Here is a 17,411-nt window from a genome sequence, read left to right as displayed (position 1 = left end):
AGGTCGGGTTAGCGCAAAGCGCGTAAGCCGACAAGCGCGCAGCACCGCCCTTAGCGCACCGCCTCCGTCAAAATCCGCCCTTCCGACGCGGACGGCTGGCGTATGCGCAGCAGATGCGCCAGGGTCGGCGCGATGTCGACCACTTCCGCGTACTGGCCATAGGCGCCCGGCTTGATCCAGCGGGGGCCGAACACCATCAGCGGCACGTTGGTGTCATACGTGTACGGCGTGCCGTGCGAAGTGCCGCCGCTGCCTTTGCCGAAGTACCAGGCCGGTTTTGTGACGACCATCAGGTCGCCCGACAGCTGGCGGTTCCAGGCGCGGCGCATCAGGGTATCCATGCGCGTGGCCACGGCGCCTGTTTCCATCTGCGTGCGCGTATAGACTTGCGCCAGGCCGTCCTGCTGCAGCAGGAAGCGGGCCGCCGCGTCTTCCAGCGCGGCGCGATGGACGCCGCCCTTTTCCGCCAGCGCGTAATCGAGGTAGATATTCGGCAGCGACGACGTCGTCACCAGCTTGTCCACGCCCAGGGTCGTCGCCAGGTGCTGATTCAGGCTTGCGACCAGCTTGTCGCCGTCGATGCGCTTGGCCGTAAAGCCGCCGCGCGCTTCCGTAAATTCCGGCACGTTGGCAAAGCCATGGTCGGCCGTCAGCACCACCAGCACGTTGTCCATGCCGACTTTTTTATCGAGATCAAGAAAGAAGCCGGCCAGCATGCGGTCCAGGCGCTGCAGGTGGTCGTGCGACATCTTGCTTTCCGGGCCGTAGGCATGGTTCACGTAGTCGTGCGCGGACAGGCTCACGCCCAGGATGTCGGGCACGCCGGCCGGATTGCGGCCCAGGTTTTCGCCGTCGATGGCGGCACGGGCAAATTCCAGGGTCAGTTCATCGAGGAAGGGACCGGACTTCAAGCGGCTGTAGTACTCGCCGTCGAGCTTGCCGCTGTCGCTGTAATAGGCGAACGGGAAGGTGTTGCGCGTGCCCGGCTTGGCCGCCACCAGATCATCGCGCGCATCGTTGACATATGCCCCGTCGGCCAGCAGCGGCGTCCAGCTCTTGCCGTAATAACGGTCCTGCGGCTTGGCCGCCTGGTAGCGCTGCACCCATTGCGGATGCTGCTGCATGTAATAGGTGCTGCTGGCGAAATTGCCCGTCTTTTCCATGTACATATAGGCCGTGCCCGTTTTCCCGGCCAGCAGGATGGCGCCGCGGTCTTTGCCCGACACGGTGACGACCTTGGCCTTGTCGCCCGTGGCATAGCGCAGCTCGTCACCGAGGGTGCCCACGCGCAGCTTGGTCGGCGCGGTACCGTCGTCCGGCTTCGTCTCTTCGCCGATGTAATGGAAATTGCCATCCTCGGTGCAGTACACGGACTTTTTCGTGAGGGGATCGATCCAGTTATTGCCGATCACGCCATGCTGGTAAGGATAGGCGCCCGACAGCACGGCCGAGTGGCCGATGGCGGTAACCGTGATGCCATGCGCCTGGTGCGCATCGCTGAACCACGCGCCCTGCTCCAGCAGGCGGCGGAAACCGCCCTGGCCGAACTGCTCGCGGTAGCGCGTCACCTGTTCCTGCGGCAAACCGTCGACCACCAGCACCACGACCAGCTTGGGCTGCGCCGCAGCCGAGGGTACGGCCTTGGCCGCATATGCCTGGCAAGCCGCCACGCTCGTCACCAGCAGCAGCGCCTGCGCCAGCTGCCGGGAAAGGGAGAAATGTTTCGTCATATCCACTCATCAAAAGTTAGGCCACCGGGCAGCATACGCCGACTATATGACACAACAATGACAAGAAGCAACAATATGAAAAGGCCGGGCCCCATCGCTGGAACCCGGCCTGTGCCGCAACAGACAATATATCCGACTTACTTGACCGTCACTTTGATGCTTTTGCTTAACTCCGGCCCATACGACTGGTGCGCGCCATTGGCGAACTGCATGGTGAGCGTGTACTGGCCCGGCGGCAAGGTGACGTCCGTTTCCGTTTGACCTTTGCCGAAATGCAAATGCTTGTCATCCATGGGTATCATCTCGCCCGCCTTCATCGGCCCTGTATTGATGAGCAGATGATGGTGGCCCGTCTTGGCCGTCATGTCGCCGGCCGGCTTGACGTCCATGCCGCTGACGGCAAATTTCACTTTGAACGGGCTCGTCACCGTCGCACCATCGGCTGGCTCGACGAAGGAAACGGATTGGGCGAAGGCGCTGGCGGCCAGCAGGCTGCCGGCAAGCAGGACTGCGGCTTGGCGCAGGAATACGGTGGTCAATTGCATGATGTCTCCTCTTGTTAATAACAACACGGACTGCATGAAACCATATTCCTGGCGGTCATGGCGCCGGGGACGAGTTAAGCCAATGGTGCCACTGGTGGCCTTGAAAACCAGGTTTGCAAGGCCACCCAGCCACTAGTCGTTCTTGATGACGATCGACGGGAACTTGCTGGTCATATCCTTCGCCTTTTCCGCCACCTTGATGGCGATGGTGCGGGCGATCTGCTTGTAGATCACGGCGACGGGGCCTTCCGGCTCGGCCACGACGGTGGGCGTGCCCGAATCCGTCTGCTGGCGAATCGCCATGGTCAGCGGCAAGGCGCCGAGGAATTCCACGCCGAAGTCCGCGCACATCTTCGCGCCGCCGCCGGCGCCGAAGATTTCTTCCGCATGGCCGCAGTTCGAGCAGATGTGCGTGCTCATGTTTTCCACCACGCCCAAAATCGGAATGCCGACCTTCTCGAACATTTTCAGACCCTTGCGCGCGTCCAGCAGCGCGATGTCCTGCGGCGTCGTGACGATCACGGCGCCCGTGACGGGCACTTTCTGCGACAGGGTCAATTGAATATCGCCCGTGCCTGGCGGCATGTCGACGATCAGATAATCGAGGTCGCGCCAGTTGGTCTGGTCCAGCAATTGCTGCAAGGCTTGCGTGACCATGGGGCCGCGCCACACCATCGGCTCGTCCGGATCGATCATGAAGCCGATCGACGACACTTGCAGGCCGTGGTTTTCCATCGGCTCCATGCTCTTGCCGTCCAGCGTCTTCGGCTGGCCGCTGATGCCCAGCATCATCGGCTGCGACGGGCCATAGATGTCGGCGTCCAGCATGCCGACGGTGGCGCCTTCGGCAGCCAGGGCCAGGGCCAGGTTGACGGCCGTGGTCGATTTGCCAACACCGCCCTTGCCGGAAGCGACGGCGATGATGTTTTTCACATTGCTCATCGGCTTCAAGCCGCGCTGCACCGTGTGCGAAATGATTTTCGACGACACGCCCACGCTGACGTTGCCCACGCCCGGCAGCACGCGCAACGCGGCCAGCACGGATTTGCGGATCAGGTCGATCTGGCTCTTGGCGGGGTAGCCCAGTTCGATGTCGAGCGAAATGTCGCTGCCATCGACCTTCAGATTCTTGACGGTTTTACTGGAAACGAAATCTTTATGTGTATTTGGATCAATAACCTGGGCCAGCGCGGCCTTGACGTCTTCTACTGTGATGCTCATGTAAATCTCCGTGTGTACTACATATGTGCAATACGCGCAGTCTAGCGCAAATTTGCATGGTGCGATGGCGGCAAAAGCATCACTTGCCGGCGCTGCATCTGCTCATATTGCCTTTCCGCTGTTAAAATGTCCTATTATCCATCCCAAAAGTGCATCAATCATGACTCGCAAGCTGTTCGTCACCACTGCCCTGCCTTACGCAAACGCCGCTTTTCACATTGGCCACATCATGGAATACATCCAGGCTGATATCTGGGTCCGGTTCCAGCGAATGCAACGCGATGGCGAAGCCGGCCGTGAAGTGCACTTTGTGGGCGCCGACGATACGCATGGCACGCCCATCATGATCGCCGCCGAAAAGGAAGGCATCACGCCGCAGCAATTCGTCGCAAACATCGCGGCCGGCCGCGCCCAGTACCTCGATGGCTTCCATATCGCCTTCGACAACTGGTATTCGACCGATTCGCCGGAAAACGTCGACCTGTCGCAATCGATCTACCGCAAGCTGCGCGATACGGGCCTGATCGTCACAAAAACCGTCGACCGCTTCTTCGACCCGGTCAAGGGCATGTTCCTGGCCGACCGCAACATCAAGGGCGAATGCCCGAAATGCGGCGCCAAGAACCAGTACGGCGACAATTGCGAAGTGTGCGGCGCCGCTTACCAGCCGACCGACCTGGTCAACCCGTTCTCGGTCTTCACCAACGCGACGCCCGTGATGAAGCCGTCGGAACAGTATTTCTTCAAGCTGTCCGACCCGCGCTGCTTCGAATTCCTCAAGGATTGGCTCAACACGCCAGGCCGCCTGCAGCCTGAAATGGTCAACAAGGTCAGCGAATGGCTGGGCGAAGCGGGTGAAAAGCTGGCCGACTGGGATATCTCGCGCGACGCGCCCTACTTCGGCATCCCGATTCCCGATGCACCGGGCAAGTTCTTCTATGTATGGATGGACGCGCCCGTCGGCTACCTGGCCAGCCTGAAAAACTATTGCGACAAGAAAGGCATCGATTTCGACGCCTTCCTGAACGACCCGACGACGGAACAGATCCATTTCATCGGCAAGGACATCGTGTCTTTCCATTTGCTGTTCTGGCCTGCCATGCTGAAGTTCGCCGATCACCCGGTGATCGACAAACTGAAAGTCAATGTGCACGGCTTCCTGACGGTTAACAACGAAAAGATGTCGAAGTCGCGCGGCACCGGTATTTCGCCGCTGCGCTACCTGGACCTGGGCATGAACCCGGAATGGCTGCGCTACTACATCGCGTTCAAGCTGAACTCGAAAGTGGAAGACCTGGATTTCAACGGCGAGGATTTCGTCGCCCGCGTGAACAGCGACCTGATCGGCAAGTACGTGAACATCGCCAGCCGCTGCGCCGGCTTCATCGCCAAGAAATTCGACGGCAAGCTGGCCACCAGCCTGTCGTCGAAGGCGCAGGGCTACATCTGGCGCGCGCTGACCTACAACGTGCCGTCCGGCGACGAAGTCCTGAGCAAGGAACGCCAGGCCAGCATCGCGGCCCACTACGAAAACCGCGAATTCGGCAAGGCCTTGCGTGAGATCATGGAAATCGCCGACATCACCAACCAGTATGTCGATGAAAACAAGCCATGGATCCTGGCCAAGGATGCGGACAAGACGGCCGAACTGCACGACGTGTGCACGACGGCCCTGATCCTGTTCCGCCAGCTGACGATTTTGCTGTCGCCGGTGCTGCCAGGCGTGGCCAAGAACGTGGCCTCCTTCCTCAACGACGCCGAGTTCACCTGGGCCGATACGCACGTCGATGACGTCTCGAACAGCATGCTGGGCCGCACCATCGGTGCCTACAGCCACTTGATGACGCGCATGGATGCGAAGATGATCGAAGCGCTGTTCGACGCGCCGCAAACAGCCGCCGCCATCGCCGCACCGGCTGGCGACGCCGCGAACGACGCCGCAGCCCCTGCTGCCGCCGCTGCCGCCATCGAGGAACTGGCGCCCGAAATCAAGATCGACGACTTCCTCAAGGTCGACCTGCGCATCGCGAAAATCGTCAATTGCGAACTGGTCGACGGCTCGGACAAGCTGCTGCGCCTGACCCTGGATGCGGGCGAAGGCCGCTTGCGCAATGTCTTCTCGGGCATCCGTTCGGCCTATCAGCCGGAAGAACTGATCGGCAAGCTGACCGTGCTGGTGGCCAATCTGGCGCCGCGCAAGATGAAGTTCGGCATTTCGGAAGGCATGGTCATGGCCGCCTCCGCCGCCGACGAGAAGGCCAATCCGGGCATCTACATCCTGAACCCATGGCCGGGCGCGGAACCTGGCATGCGCATCCGCTAAGCCCTCACAAGGACCGATGATGAATATCGTGGTGCGCGAAGCAACAAATGCCGATGCACAACTGATGGCCGAGCTGACCCGCGCCGCGTGGGCCGGCAAGGTCGCGGCCTCGTCCAGTGGACACCACGAGACGGCGCAGCAGGTGGAAGCGCAATTGCGCCACGGCGGCGGTTTTCTGTTGCTGATCGACGACATTCCAGCCGGCTCGCTGCGCTGGATGCCGCTCGACAGCGACCCTGCCATCTGGAAGATTTCGCGCATGGGCGTACTGCCCGCCTACCGGGGCAGCCACATCTCGCAGCACTTGCTCGAAGCCATCATTCATCACGGCCTATCGTGCCAGGCCGAGGAGTTGCGCCTGGCCGTGCGGCGCGACCAGCGCAAGCTGATCGATTTTTATGCGGCCTTCGAATTCGAGCTGGCCGAAGAACTGGAATATTCGCACGCCAACCCCGCCGAACCGGCGCCGATGGTGATGCGGCGCCTGCTGCGTTATTGATTTTTAGCAATTTCGCCCCGGACTTGCCGATACAACAACCCGCCAAGCGGCACGGCGCGGTAAAATACGGCCGGCTGACCTTACCCATAAGACACTCAGAAGAGAATATGAAACTGCCTGCAAAACACAACAACTACGTATCCGACCACACCTTGTTCATCGCCGAACTGAAGGCCAAGAACCCTGGCATGGAAGCGGGCCAGCAAGCGGGCCGCGCCCTGCTGTGGGACAAGCCGGCCGTCAGCATCGATGAGCAGGAACGCCAGCTGGCGTCGGCCGTCAAGCAACAGGCTTACGTTTACCAGAACAAGAACTAAGATCTGGAACCGGCACGATGTTGCCTGAAGAGTCTGCAGTCACGCCGGAAGCCGACGCTTCCGGTGCCGGCGCAGTCATCGAGTCGCCCGAACCTGTCGCCGATGGCGACGGCAGCGGCGACCCTGCAGCATCTGCAGCCAAGGTAACGGAGGCGGCGCCCGCCGCCGACCCGCTGGGCATCGCCCGCCTGTATGGCGAGCCCATGATGCGCATGCCGACGGATTTGTACATTCCGCCGGACGCGCTGGAAATCTTCCTCGAAGCCTTCGAAGGCCCGCTCGACTTGCTGCTCTACCTGATCCGCAAGCAAAACTTCAACATTCTCGATATTCCGATGGCGCAGGTGACCCTGCAATATCTGAAATATGTCGACCAGATCCGCGTGCGCAACCTGGAACTGGCCGCCGAGTATCTGCTGATGGCGGCCATGCTGATCGAGATCAAGTCGCGTATGCTTTTGCCATCGCGCAAGAGCGACGTCGAGGAAGATGGCGGCGACCCCCGCGCCGAACTGGTGCGCCGCCTGCTCGAGTACGAGCAGATCAAGCTGGCCGCCTACGACCTGAACGCCATCCCGCAGTTCGAGCGCGATTTCGTGCGCACGCAGATTTTCATCGAGCAAAGCCTGACGCCCACCTGGCCCGACGTGGAACCGGTGGACTTGCAGCAGGCGTGGCTCGACGTGCTGAAGCGCGCCAAGCTGACCCAGCATCACCGCATCAGCCGCCAGGAACTGTCCGTGCGCGAGCACATGTCGAGCATTTTGCGCCATTTGCAATCGTCGCGCTTCGTCGAATTCAGCGATCTGTTCGACATTGCCGGCGGCGTACCCGTGGTGGTGGTCAACTTCGTGGCCCTGCTGGAACTGGCCAAGGAAACCCTGATCGAAATCACGCAGGCAGAACCGTTTGCCCCCATCTACGTCCGGCTGGCGTATTCGCCCGCCTGACCCCTTCCCTTTGTCACTGACCACCGTACAACGGGGTTTTAGCGAAAGCAATCCATGAAAATTATTTCCGACATTGAAGAATTGCGCGACCAGCTCAGCGGACAGCTGCGCACGGCGTTCGTCCCCACCATGGGCAACCTGCACGAAGGCCATCTGTCACTGATGCGCCTGGCGCGCAAGCATGGCGACCCCGTCGTCGCCTCGATCTTCGTGAACCGGCTGCAATTCGGGCCGAATGAAGACTTCGAGAAATATCCGCGCACCATGGCGGCCGACATCGCCAAGCTGGAAAAGGAAGGCGTGTACGTGCTGTTCGCGCCGACGGAAAAGGAACTGTACCCGGAGCCGCAGGAATACCGCGTGCGCCCGCCCGATGACCTGGGCAATACCCTGGAAGGCGAATTCCGCCCCGGCTTCTTCGAAGGCGTGTGCACGGTCGTCACCAAGCTGTTTTCGTGCGTGGGTCCGCGAGTGGCCGTGTTCGGCAAGAAGGATTACCAGCAACTGATGATCATCCGCAACATGGCGCGCCAGTTCGCCCTGCCGACGGAAATCATCGCCGCCGAAACCTACCGCGCCGACGACGGCCTGGCCCTGTCCTCGCGCAATATGTACCTGTCGGAAAGCGAACGGGCGGAAGCGCCGGAACTGTTCAAGGGCCTCAATTTCGTGGCTGAGGAAGTGCGCAAGGGCAACCTGGCCGTGGGCGAACTGGAACAGGCCAGCATGCAGCTATTGAACAGCCGCGGCTGGAAATCGGACTACATCGCCGTGCGCAAGCGCGCCAACCTGCAGGCGCCGAGCGCCGCCGAACTGGCCGCGGGCGAACCGCTGGTGGTGCTGGCCGCCGCCAAGCTGGGGCAGACCAGACTCATCGACAACCTGGAAATTTAACATACAACAAAACCTGCTGCGCGTCGCGATTTGCGGCCTGCGGTGCTCACCGTGCTTCAGCACAGCTCCGCTTCTCGGCCACAACTCACTGCCGCTCGCTACGGTTTTTGTCAGATGTTTTAAACGCAGTCACAGCGGGGCCATTCGGCCCCGTTGCTTTACCTACTTTTCCATCCCTACCAGCTTGAGCTCGGCAAACAGCGGCTTGTTGCTGCCGCGTGCCGCTTGCAACATGTCGTAGCTTGCCGCGTCGAGCACGATTTCCTCGCCCGCCCACAGCTTGCGCTGGTTCGCAGGCAGCCTCAGGCTGCGCAGTATGGCCCGCACCTGGGCCGGATCGGCCGCCAGCAGGCGGATGGCGCGCGCATGGCGCTGCGTGCCCGTGAGGATCGGCAAGCCGCCCTCGGAGCCGTGCTGGCTCAGGCTGACATAATCCTGGCCGCCCACGCGGTGCAGATAGGCATGCCGGCCATCCGCTTCGGCAGGCGACTGCGCGGGTGGCTCCTGCATTTCGACAGACGCGACAGGCGCAACGGCGGTTTGTTCAAGGCTCACGCCACAGGCCGCCAACAGGGCCGTGCTCAGGGCGAAAAATAATACGGGTGCTCGGCGCATCGCGCGCTCCTTCTTGTCAGGGTCGGGGACAAAGGGGGAATACTGCAGCGATCATGGGCCAAATCATTTGACGTGTAAAGTTAACTATTGGAAATATTTCATTCCTTTGCGCAATTTCATCCGGTCAGAGCGAAGGACACGCGGGATGAGCTGGAGGTAAGCACGGCGCAAGCCGACGAAAAAAACGCCGCCGGTTTGCACGGGCAGCGTTTTTCTTGATCGGTATCAAGCCGTGATCAGGCGCCGGCTTTTTCCAGCTTCTCGAAAATCTTGTTCAGCTTTTCATCGAGGGTCGCTGCAGTGAACGGCTTGACGACATAACCGCTGGCGCCAGCTTGCGCGGCGGCGATGATGTTTTCCTTCTTCGCTTCGGCGGTGACCATCAGCACGGGCAGCTTGGCCAGTGCGGGATCGGCGCGGATATGCTGCAGCATCGTCAGGCCATCCATGTTCGGCATGTTCCAGTCCGACACGACGAAATCGAACGATTCCGCGCGCAGCTTGGCCAGGCCCATCACGCCGTCTTCCGCCTCATCGACGTTGGCATAACCCAGTTCCTTCAACAGATTCCGGACAATGCGGCGCATCGTCGAAAAATCGTCAACGACTAAAAATTTCATCTTTGGATCAGCCATGAATAACTCCGTTGTTTCTGTAGCGGTTTGTTAATAATATCGACATGAATGCCGACATTATGGTCGACACTACGGCAGCAAGTTGTAGGATAGCATTTTCGTTGCTTTTAGGCGAACAAACTTGCCTCAGATCATATAAAACGTGGCTTACACGCGCAAAGCACGCATACCATGCGCCGCCAGGTGTCCCAGTACCATGCCAGGCAGCGCCGTCAGAGCACCGACCTCATGCGTAGCGCCGACAGCGATCGCCTCGCGCGGCATGCCGAACACCACGCAACTGGCTTCGTCCTGCGCAAAATTATACGCTCCTGCGGCCTTCATCTCCAACATGCCTTGTGCGCCGTCCTTGCCCATGCCGGTGAGGATCACGCCGACGGCATTTTTACCCGCCGATTGCGCGGCCGAACGGAACAGCACATCGACCGACGGACGGTGGCGGTTGACCGGTTCACCCTGGTCGATCTTGGTCATGTAGTTGGCGCCGCTGCGCGTCAGGGTCAGGTGCGAATGGCCGGGCGCGATGTAGGCGTGGCCAGGCAGCACGCGTTCGCCGCCCGCCGCTTCCTGCACCGAGATTTTGCACAGCGAATCGAGGCGGCGCGCGAACGAACGCGTAAAGCCTTCCGGCATGTGCTGCGTGATCAGGATGCCGGGACAATCGGACGGCATCTGCATGAGAAATTCGCGGATCGCTTCCGTGCCGCCCGTAGAGGCGCCCACGATGATCAGCTTTTCGCTCGACGTCAATGGGCTGCGCAGCGCAGGCAGCGGCGCGGCCACCTTGTCGCCGGCCGACGGCAGGGTGCGCGCGCGGATGCGCGCCTTCGAGGCGGCGCGGATCTTGTCGGCGATCATGTCCGTGTACTCGCGCATGCCGCTCTGGATGGAAATCTTCGGCTTGGTGACGAAATCGACGGCGCCCAGTTCCAGCGCGCGCATGGTGATTTCCGAACCGCGCTCGGTCAGCGACGACACCATCAGCACCGGCATCGGGCGCAAGCGCATCAGCTTTTCCAGGAAGTCCAGGCCGTCCATCTTCGGCATCTCGACATCGAGGGTCAGCACGTCGGGGTTGGTCTGCTTGATCATCTCGCGCGCCACCAGCGGATCGGGCGCCGCGCCCACCACTTCCATGTCGGGCTGGCTGTTTACGATTTCCGTCATGACGCTGCGAATCAGCGCCGAATCATCCACGATCAATACTTTGATCTTCATAGTTATCCTTCCAGGCCTTGCGGCCCTTGTTTCTTATTAAATTAGTACCCGGACCACACTGCCGCAAGCCGCACAACGCGGTGCGCAGCAGGTTTGGTCCGATATGTATCAGAACAGCTCGACTTCGCCGCCCACCGGCGCGACCTTGAGGCGGCTGGCGTAATCGAGTTCGCGGCGTACCAGCGTATCGTTATGCGTCTGCATCAGCTTTTTCACCAGCACCTTGCCGCTGCGGGGGAAAAAATACACCTTGCGCGGGTGGATGTCGTTGAGGTCTTCCGCCACCACGCGCATCTTTTCCGCCTTCAGATAATTGATGACGAAAGCCGCGTTGCGCTCACCGACGTTGATCGCCGTGAAGCCGCGCAGCACGGCGCCGCCGCCGAACACTTTCGCTTCCATGTTCTCGCGCCGCGCGCCCGCCTTCAGCAAATCGTTGATCAGGATTTCCATGGCGTAGGTGCCATAGCGCATCGACGCGGAAATCGGGCTGTTCGGATCGCTGCCGCCATCGGGCAGCATGAAGTGGTTCATGCCTCCCAGGCCCGTGACACGGTCGCGGATGCAGGCCGAGACGCAGGAGCCGAGCACGGTGACGATCAGCATGTCCTTGTTGGTAAAGTAATACTCACCAGGCAAGATCTTGGCGGCGTCACAGTTGAACGTCCTGTCGTAATAGACGTTAGTGGCGAATTGCTCTTTGGATTCCAGGCTCATATTTCACTCTCATGTACGATGCGACGGTGCCTTGGGCGCGGCGCCCCGAGGCTGGTCGAGCTCATAGACTGTTTTACCGCGCAGCTTCAGTGAATCCGACACGTACAGAAAATTCTCCGAATGGCCCGCGAACAGCAGGGCATCGGGTTTCATCAACGGCACAAAGCGCGACAGGATCTTGCGCTGCGTCGCCTTGTCAAAATAAATCATCACGTTACGGCAAAAGATGACGTCGAACTGGCCCGTCAATGGCCAGCCGTCGGCCAGCAGGTTGAGCGGCTTGAAGGTGATCATCTGGCGCAGTTCAGGACGCACCCGCACCTGCCCTTCGCGGTCGCCCTTGCCGCGCAAGAAAAAGCGCCGCGCACGGTCGGCCGGCATCTTGTCGAGCCGGTCCAGGTTGTAGACGCCATTGGCAGCCGTGGCCAGCACATTCGTGTCGATGTCCGTGGCGATGATGGTGACGGGCGGCGTGAGCGTATTGAACGCCTCGCACACCGTCATGGCGATCGAATACGGCTCCTCGCCGGTGGAACTGGCCGAACACCAGATGGTGATCGGCCCGCTCAGTTTTTTCACATGCTCGGCCAGCAGCGGGAAGTGATGCGCCTCGCGGAAGAACGACGTCAGGTTGGTCGTCAGCGCATTCGTGAACGCTTCCCACTCGTCGCCCATGCGGCCCGCTTCCAGGTCGTCCAGGTAGCGGACGAACGAGGAGATGCCGGTCGCGCGCAGCCGCCTGGCCAGGCGGCTGTAGACCATCTCCTGCTTGCTGTCGGCCAGCGCGATGCCGGCCCGCTTGTAAATCATGGCGCGGACCCGTTCGAAGTCCTTGCCAGTGAAATCAAATTCCTTGACCGAATCCGTTTTAGTTTGCGGCATTTTGTTTTTACCTCTCTATGACTACTCTGACCAATGCCTTTGCAAGTATAACTAGCGGGACCGGGTTGGCGTCAGAACTCTTCCCAATCGTCGCCGCCGGCCGCCGCCAGCTTTTTCGCGGGCGGTGGCGTGCCGGCCTGCGCCGCCGTTGCCACCCGCCGTGTAGTTGCCGCCACACCCGGTACCGGCCGTGCCGCCGCCTTGACCACGGGCGCGGACGCGGGCATGGCTGCCTGCGCCGCGCTCTCGCCGTCCAGCTTGAAGATGCTGACGGCATCGGCCAGTTTCTGCGCCTGGTCCTGCATGCTTTCGGCGGCCGCCGCCGCTTCCTCGACCAGCGCCGCATTTTGCTGCGTCATCTGGTCCATCTGCGCGATGGCCTGGTTCACTTCCTCGATGCCGTGGCTCTGCTCCTGCGTCGCCGCCGTGATCTCGCCCATGATGTCGGCCACCTGCCGGATCGACGTGACGATCAGACCCATGGTCTGCCCCGCCTCGTCCACCAGGCGGCTGCCGGCATCGACCTTGTCGACCGAGTCGCCGATCAAGCCCTTGATTTCCTTCGCCGCGCCGGCCGATCGTTGCGCCAGATTGCGCACTTCCGACGCCACCACCGCAAAACCGCGTCCCTGCTCGCCTGCGCGCGCCGCTTCGACGGCCGCATTCAGCGCCAGGATATTCGTCTGGAACGCAATGCCGTCGATGACGCCGATGATGTCGACGATCTTGCGCGAACTGTCCTTGATGGAACCCATGGTGTCGACCACTTGCGACACCACCTTGCCGCCCTGCTCCGCCACCGACGACGCCGACACTGCCAGCTGGTTGGCCTGGCGCGCGTTGTCCGCGTTCTGCTTCACGGTCGACGTCAGCTCTTCCATCGACGACGCCGTCTCTTCGAGCGAACTGGCCTGCGTTTCCGTGCGCGCCGACAGGTCCGCATTGCCGCTGGCGATCTCGCGCGACGCCACGGTGATGGTGTCCGTCCCGGTGCGCACGTCGCTGACCGTCTGCACCAGGCTCTCGTTCATGTCCTTGAGCGCCTGCTGCAGCGCGCTCGTTTCATCCTTGCCTTCGACCACCACGCGCGAGGTCAGCTCGCCGGCCGCCACCTTCTGCGCCACGGCCACTGCGCCGGACAATGGCACCGTGATCGAGCGCGTGATGAAGATGGCGCACCAGGCGCCGATCGCCACGGCCGCGCCGCCCAGGATGAACAGTACCATCATCAGGCGCGCATCGGCCGCCAGCGAGTCGTCCATGAAGCTTTGCTGCGCCACGTGCTGCAAATCGAGCAGCTTGTTGATATCGGCCAGGGTCGTCTTGTTCAAGGGATCGATGCGAGTGGCGATCACCTTCGCCGCGCCCTCGCTGTTAAACGCCAGCACCTGTCCCATCGCTTCCTTGAAGGCGGCATCGACTTCGCCGTCGACCTTGGCGATATTGGCCAGCAGCGCCTTCTCGCCATCGGACAGGCCCAAGGTGGCCAGCTTGCTGCGGGCGCCGTCGTACAGCTTGCGCTGCTCGCGCACCTTGCCCTCTTCCGCCTGCATCAGGCTCACATCGCCCTGCAGGCCGATATTGCGCATGGCGATACCGGTTTCCAGCATCGCGCTTTTCATCTGCGACGCCTGCGTATTCTTTTCGCTTGCCAGCTCCAGCCCCGTGAGCAGCTGGGCCTTGTTACGGTAATTCAGTGCATTCGCCGAAACGATCACCACCACCAGGATGGCGAGGATGCTGCCAAAACCTATCCCCAGCCGGGTGCCTATCTTGAAATCGCGCAAACTCATTACAGTCTCCAATATTTATGTGAACGGCGCCCGTTCAACCGGACGGCGCCGTGTTGTGGCCGGGTCTCTGTCGGACCTTGCAGCCTGCCGGCGCGCCTCTGGCAAGTAACCCCCAATAAATTATTATGATTTCTGACTTCCATAACCGGCGCTGTGCGGTGTTGCCCGCAGCTGGCAGTGCTCGCACTGCGTCGCAGCGGGCGCCTTGCACAGCATCCGGTTCTGTTCGTCATAAATTCACAATAATTTCCCGAGGATTACTTTCCCGCGCCGGTACATGCATATCTGTAGTGATTCTTTGCGTGGTAAAACTGCCGCTTAAGCCGCCAGCTTGTCGATCAGGCCCATCTCGCTGCTCGACATCAGCTTGTCGATGTCGACCAGGATCAGCATGCGCTCGTCGATGGTGCCCAGGCCGATCATGTAGTCGGTCGAGAAGGCTGTGCCCATTTCCGGCGCCGGCTTGACCTGCTCCGGCGTCAGGGTGGTGACGTCGGAAACGCTGTCGACCACCATGCCGACGATACGGCCGCCGATGTTCAGGATGATCACCACCGTGAACTGGTCGTACACGGGCGTGCCCAGGTTGAACTTGATGCGCATGTCGACCACCGGGATGATGATGCCGCGCAGGTTGATCACGCCCTTGATGAATTCAGGCGCGTTGGCGATGCGGGTGACCGCTTCGTAACCACGAATCTCCTGGACCTTCAGGATATCGATGCCGTACTCTTCGGAGCCCAGGGTGAAGGCCAGGAATTCACGGCCGGCGATGTCCTTGCCGTCGCCCGCATTGCTTCCGGATGTTTGTTGAGTATCTGACATGGTGCGTTTTCCTATCTTTATCTATCGGTATTACGAAAAAATGGACTCGTCGGCCAGCTGGCGAGAGGAACGGATGAGGGCGGCGACATCGAGAATCAGCGACACGCCGCCATCACCCAGGATGGTGGCGCCGGAAATGCCCACCACCTTGCGGTAATTCGATTCGAGGTTTTTCACCACGACCTGCTGCTGCCCCACCAGGTCGTCGACAAACAGGGCCGCCTTGCGTCCTTCCGTCTCGAGGATCACGCAGATGCCTTCCGAGGGACTGGTAAAGCGCGGCGCGATGTCGAACATCTGGTACAGCGGAATCAAGGGCAGATATTCGCCGCGCACTTTCACCACCTGCCCCTTGCCGCTGATGTCCTTGATGTCCTCAACGGCTGGCTGCAGCGATTCGATGACAAAGCCCAGCGGTAAAATATACACCTCGTCGCCAACGCGGATCGACATGCCGTCCAGGATGGCCAGGGTCAGCGGCAGCGAAATGGAAATCGTCGTGCCGAAACCCTTGGCCGAACGGATGTCGACGACGCCGCCCATGGCGCTGATATTGCGCTTGACGACATCCATGCCCACGCCGCGGCCCGACACGTCGGTGACCGCTTCGGCGGTGGAAAAGCCGGGTGCGAAAATCAGCTGCCACACGTCGGCGTCGCTCATCGACTCGGACACGTCCAGGCCCTGCTGCGCAGCCTTGGCCAGGATGCGCTCGCGGTTCAATCCCGCGCCGTCATCGGATACCTCGATGATGATGTTGCCGCCCTGGTGGCTGGCCGAGAGGAACAGACGTCCCGCCTCGGTCTTGCCGGCGGCCACGCGGGCGGCCGGCATTTCCACGCCATGGTCGATACTGTTGCGCACCAGGTGCGTGAGCGGATCGACGATGCGCTCGATGAGGCCCTTGTCCAGTTCCGTGGCGGCGCCATTCGTGATGAAGTCGACCTTCTTGCCCAGTTTCGTCGCCAGGTCGCGCACCATGCGCGGGAAGCGCGAGAAGACGAAATCCATCGGCATCATGCGGATCGACATCACCGCTTCCTGCAAGTCGCGCGTGTTGCGCGTCAGGTGGCTGACGCTGTCGAGCAGTTTTTCATGCAGCATCGGATCGAGCGCGCTGGCGCGCTGCTCGATCATCGCCTGCGTGATCACCAGTTCGCCCACCAGGTTGATCAGCTGGTCGACTTTTTCGATCGAGACGCGGATCGACGACGATTCGGCGCCGGCCTTGTCGCCCTCTTTCTTGGCCGGTTTCTTTTCCTGCTCCGCTTCGGCCACGGCGCTCGCCGCGGCCGGCGCGGCGGCAGCGCTGGCGTTGCCCGCCTTGGCCGCGTCTGCGCGAATCTGTTCGAGGGGCTGGAAGAATCCGTAACCCTGTTCGGCGTCGCTCTGCACGCCGGCGGCGGCGCGGATATCCTCGATCGGCTGGAAGAAGCCGTAACCGGGATCGGCCGCGCCCGGCGCGCCAGGAGTGCCTGGCAGCGGGTCGAAGAAACCGTAGCCTTGGGCCTTTTCCTGCGCCGCGCGGGCCGCTTCGGCCTCGCCTGGCGCCAGTGGCGGCGCCTGCGTGATCACCATGTCGTCGGGATTGAGCACGAACGAGCAGATGGCCAGGATATCGTCCAGGCTTTCATGCGTCGTCACTTCCAGCACCTTGCGCGCGTCGGGCAGGCTCGATACGGCGACGTCGCCCAGCAAGCCCAGTTCGGCCGCCAGCGCATCGACTTCGCGCGGCTCCATGGCCGGCAGTTCCAGGCGGATGCGGTGGCCGCCGGCATGGCTGACGGCGGCCTTTTCCGCCGTGTGGAAGGCCGGCGCGACGGGCGTGAGCGCGGCCACGGGCACGTCCTGCGAGAACGACTGCAGCATCATGCGCACGTTGGCCACGGCATCCTGGTCGACGGCGCTGCCCAGGCGATGGCCGTCGAGCTGCATCTTGAGGATGTCCTTGGCCGCCAAAAAGGCGTCGACGTGTTCCGCCGTCAGGGCCATCTGGCCCTGGCGGATGCGGTCGAGCAGCGACTCGAGGATGTGCGTCACCTCGCTCATGTCGGAGAGGCCGAACGTCGATGCGCCGCCCTTGATCGAGTGGGCGGTGCGGAAAATGGCATTCAGATCTTCGGCGTCGGGCGCCGCAATATCAACGGCCAGCAGCAGCCGTTCTTTTTCAGCCAGCAGTTCTTCGGCCTCATCGAAAAAGACCTGAAAAAACTGGCTAATATCGATGGTCATAGGGTGACTCCGTCA

General features: G+C 61.4%; 16 protein-coding genes. 5 read left to right on the top strand and 11 right to left on the bottom strand.

Features of this window, described 5'->3' with window-relative positions; translation table 11 throughout:
* Window positions 1-50 precede the first annotated feature (50 nt).
* The 3 genes from D9M09_RS07995 to apbC form a co-directional block, all read right to left on the bottom strand.
* The gene (locus D9M09_RS07995) at window positions 51-1,730 is read right to left on the bottom strand and encodes an alkaline phosphatase family protein (protein WP_121669006.1); all 1,680 of its coding nucleotides are present in this window, start codon (window positions 1,728-1,730) and stop codon (window positions 51-53) included.
* A 137-nt stretch (window positions 1,731-1,867) separates the two neighbouring features.
* Entirely contained in the window at window positions 1,868-2,275 is a 408-nt protein-coding gene (locus D9M09_RS07990) for a DUF4399 domain-containing protein (protein ID WP_070312351.1), read from the bottom strand.
* A 132-nt stretch (window positions 2,276-2,407) separates the two neighbouring features.
* Complete coding sequence (apbC, locus tag D9M09_RS07985) at window positions 2,408-3,496, bottom strand: iron-sulfur cluster carrier protein ApbC (protein WP_070219730.1); 1,089 nt, start codon at window positions 3,494-3,496, stop codon at window positions 2,408-2,410.
* Window positions 3,497-3,656: 160 nt separating this feature from the next.
* Between apbC and metG the strand changes: the two genes are divergently transcribed.
* The 5 genes from metG to panC all read left to right on the top strand — a co-directional run bounded on the left by metG (window position 3,657) and on the right by panC (window position 8,479).
* On the top strand, window positions 3,657-5,819 hold the full coding sequence (gene metG, locus D9M09_RS07980; RefSeq protein ID WP_121669005.1) for a methionine--tRNA ligase: 2,163 nt from the start codon (window positions 3,657-3,659) through the stop codon (window positions 5,817-5,819).
* Window positions 5,820-5,838: 19 nt separating this feature from the next.
* Window positions 5,839-6,318, top strand: coding sequence for a GNAT family N-acetyltransferase (locus D9M09_RS07975; protein ID WP_121671006.1), 480 nt, complete (start codon window positions 5,839-5,841; stop codon window positions 6,316-6,318).
* A gap of 107 nt (window positions 6,319-6,425) precedes the next feature.
* The gene (locus D9M09_RS07970; RefSeq protein ID WP_034778041.1) at window positions 6,426-6,635 is read left to right on the top strand and encodes a DUF3460 family protein; all 210 of its coding nucleotides are present in this window, start codon (window positions 6,426-6,428) and stop codon (window positions 6,633-6,635) included.
* 17 nt (window positions 6,636-6,652) lie between these two features.
* On the top strand, window positions 6,653-7,585 hold the full coding sequence (locus D9M09_RS07965; protein ID WP_121669004.1) for a segregation and condensation protein A: 933 nt from the start codon (window positions 6,653-6,655) through the stop codon (window positions 7,583-7,585).
* A gap of 54 nt (window positions 7,586-7,639) precedes the next feature.
* The gene (panC, locus tag D9M09_RS07960) at window positions 7,640-8,479 is read left to right on the top strand and encodes a pantoate--beta-alanine ligase (RefSeq protein ID WP_070219724.1); all 840 of its coding nucleotides are present in this window, start codon (window positions 7,640-7,642) and stop codon (window positions 8,477-8,479) included.
* A gap of 162 nt (window positions 8,480-8,641) precedes the next feature.
* On the opposite strand, the gene D9M09_RS07955 is transcribed toward panC, so the two are convergent.
* The 8 genes from D9M09_RS07955 to cheA form a co-directional block, all read right to left on the bottom strand.
* Window positions 8,642-9,094, bottom strand: a complete 453-nt coding sequence (locus D9M09_RS07955) for a hypothetical protein (RefSeq protein WP_141750004.1) — start codon at window positions 9,092-9,094, stop codon at window positions 8,642-8,644.
* Between the two features lie 236 nt (window positions 9,095-9,330).
* A complete protein-coding gene (gene cheY, locus D9M09_RS07950; protein WP_026132837.1) occupies window positions 9,331-9,729 on the bottom strand; it encodes a chemotaxis response regulator CheY in 399 nt (132 codons plus the stop codon).
* A gap of 147 nt (window positions 9,730-9,876) precedes the next feature.
* On the bottom strand, window positions 9,877-10,947 hold the full coding sequence (locus tag D9M09_RS07945; RefSeq protein WP_035826603.1) for a protein-glutamate methylesterase/protein-glutamine glutaminase: 1,071 nt from the start codon (window positions 10,945-10,947) through the stop codon (window positions 9,877-9,879).
* Window positions 10,948-11,055: 108 nt separating this feature from the next.
* Complete coding sequence (cheD, locus tag D9M09_RS07940) at window positions 11,056-11,664, bottom strand: chemoreceptor glutamine deamidase CheD (protein ID WP_034758343.1); 609 nt, start codon at window positions 11,662-11,664, stop codon at window positions 11,056-11,058.
* 9 nt (window positions 11,665-11,673) lie between these two features.
* The gene (locus D9M09_RS07935; protein WP_070219720.1) at window positions 11,674-12,546 is read right to left on the bottom strand and encodes a CheR family methyltransferase; all 873 of its coding nucleotides are present in this window, start codon (window positions 12,544-12,546) and stop codon (window positions 11,674-11,676) included.
* A gap of 71 nt (window positions 12,547-12,617) precedes the next feature.
* Window positions 12,618-14,339, bottom strand: a complete 1,722-nt coding sequence (locus tag D9M09_RS07930; protein WP_121669003.1) for a methyl-accepting chemotaxis protein — start codon at window positions 14,337-14,339, stop codon at window positions 12,618-12,620.
* Window positions 14,340-14,657: 318 nt separating this feature from the next.
* The gene (locus D9M09_RS07925) at window positions 14,658-15,164 is read right to left on the bottom strand and encodes a chemotaxis protein CheW (RefSeq protein WP_034758356.1); all 507 of its coding nucleotides are present in this window, start codon (window positions 15,162-15,164) and stop codon (window positions 14,658-14,660) included.
* 30 nt (window positions 15,165-15,194) lie between these two features.
* Complete coding sequence (gene cheA / locus D9M09_RS07920; RefSeq protein WP_070312346.1) at window positions 15,195-17,396, bottom strand: chemotaxis protein CheA; 2,202 nt, start codon at window positions 17,394-17,396, stop codon at window positions 15,195-15,197.
* Window positions 17,397-17,411 lie beyond the last annotated feature (15 nt).

Origin of the sequence: Janthinobacterium agaricidamnosum, from assembly GCF_003667705.1 — a bacterium.
Taxonomy (GTDB): Bacteria; Pseudomonadota; Gammaproteobacteria; order Burkholderiales; family Burkholderiaceae_D; genus Janthinobacterium.
The sequence above is the reverse complement of the archived record's forward strand: the minus strand, read 5'-3'. Positions and strand labels throughout refer to the sequence as shown.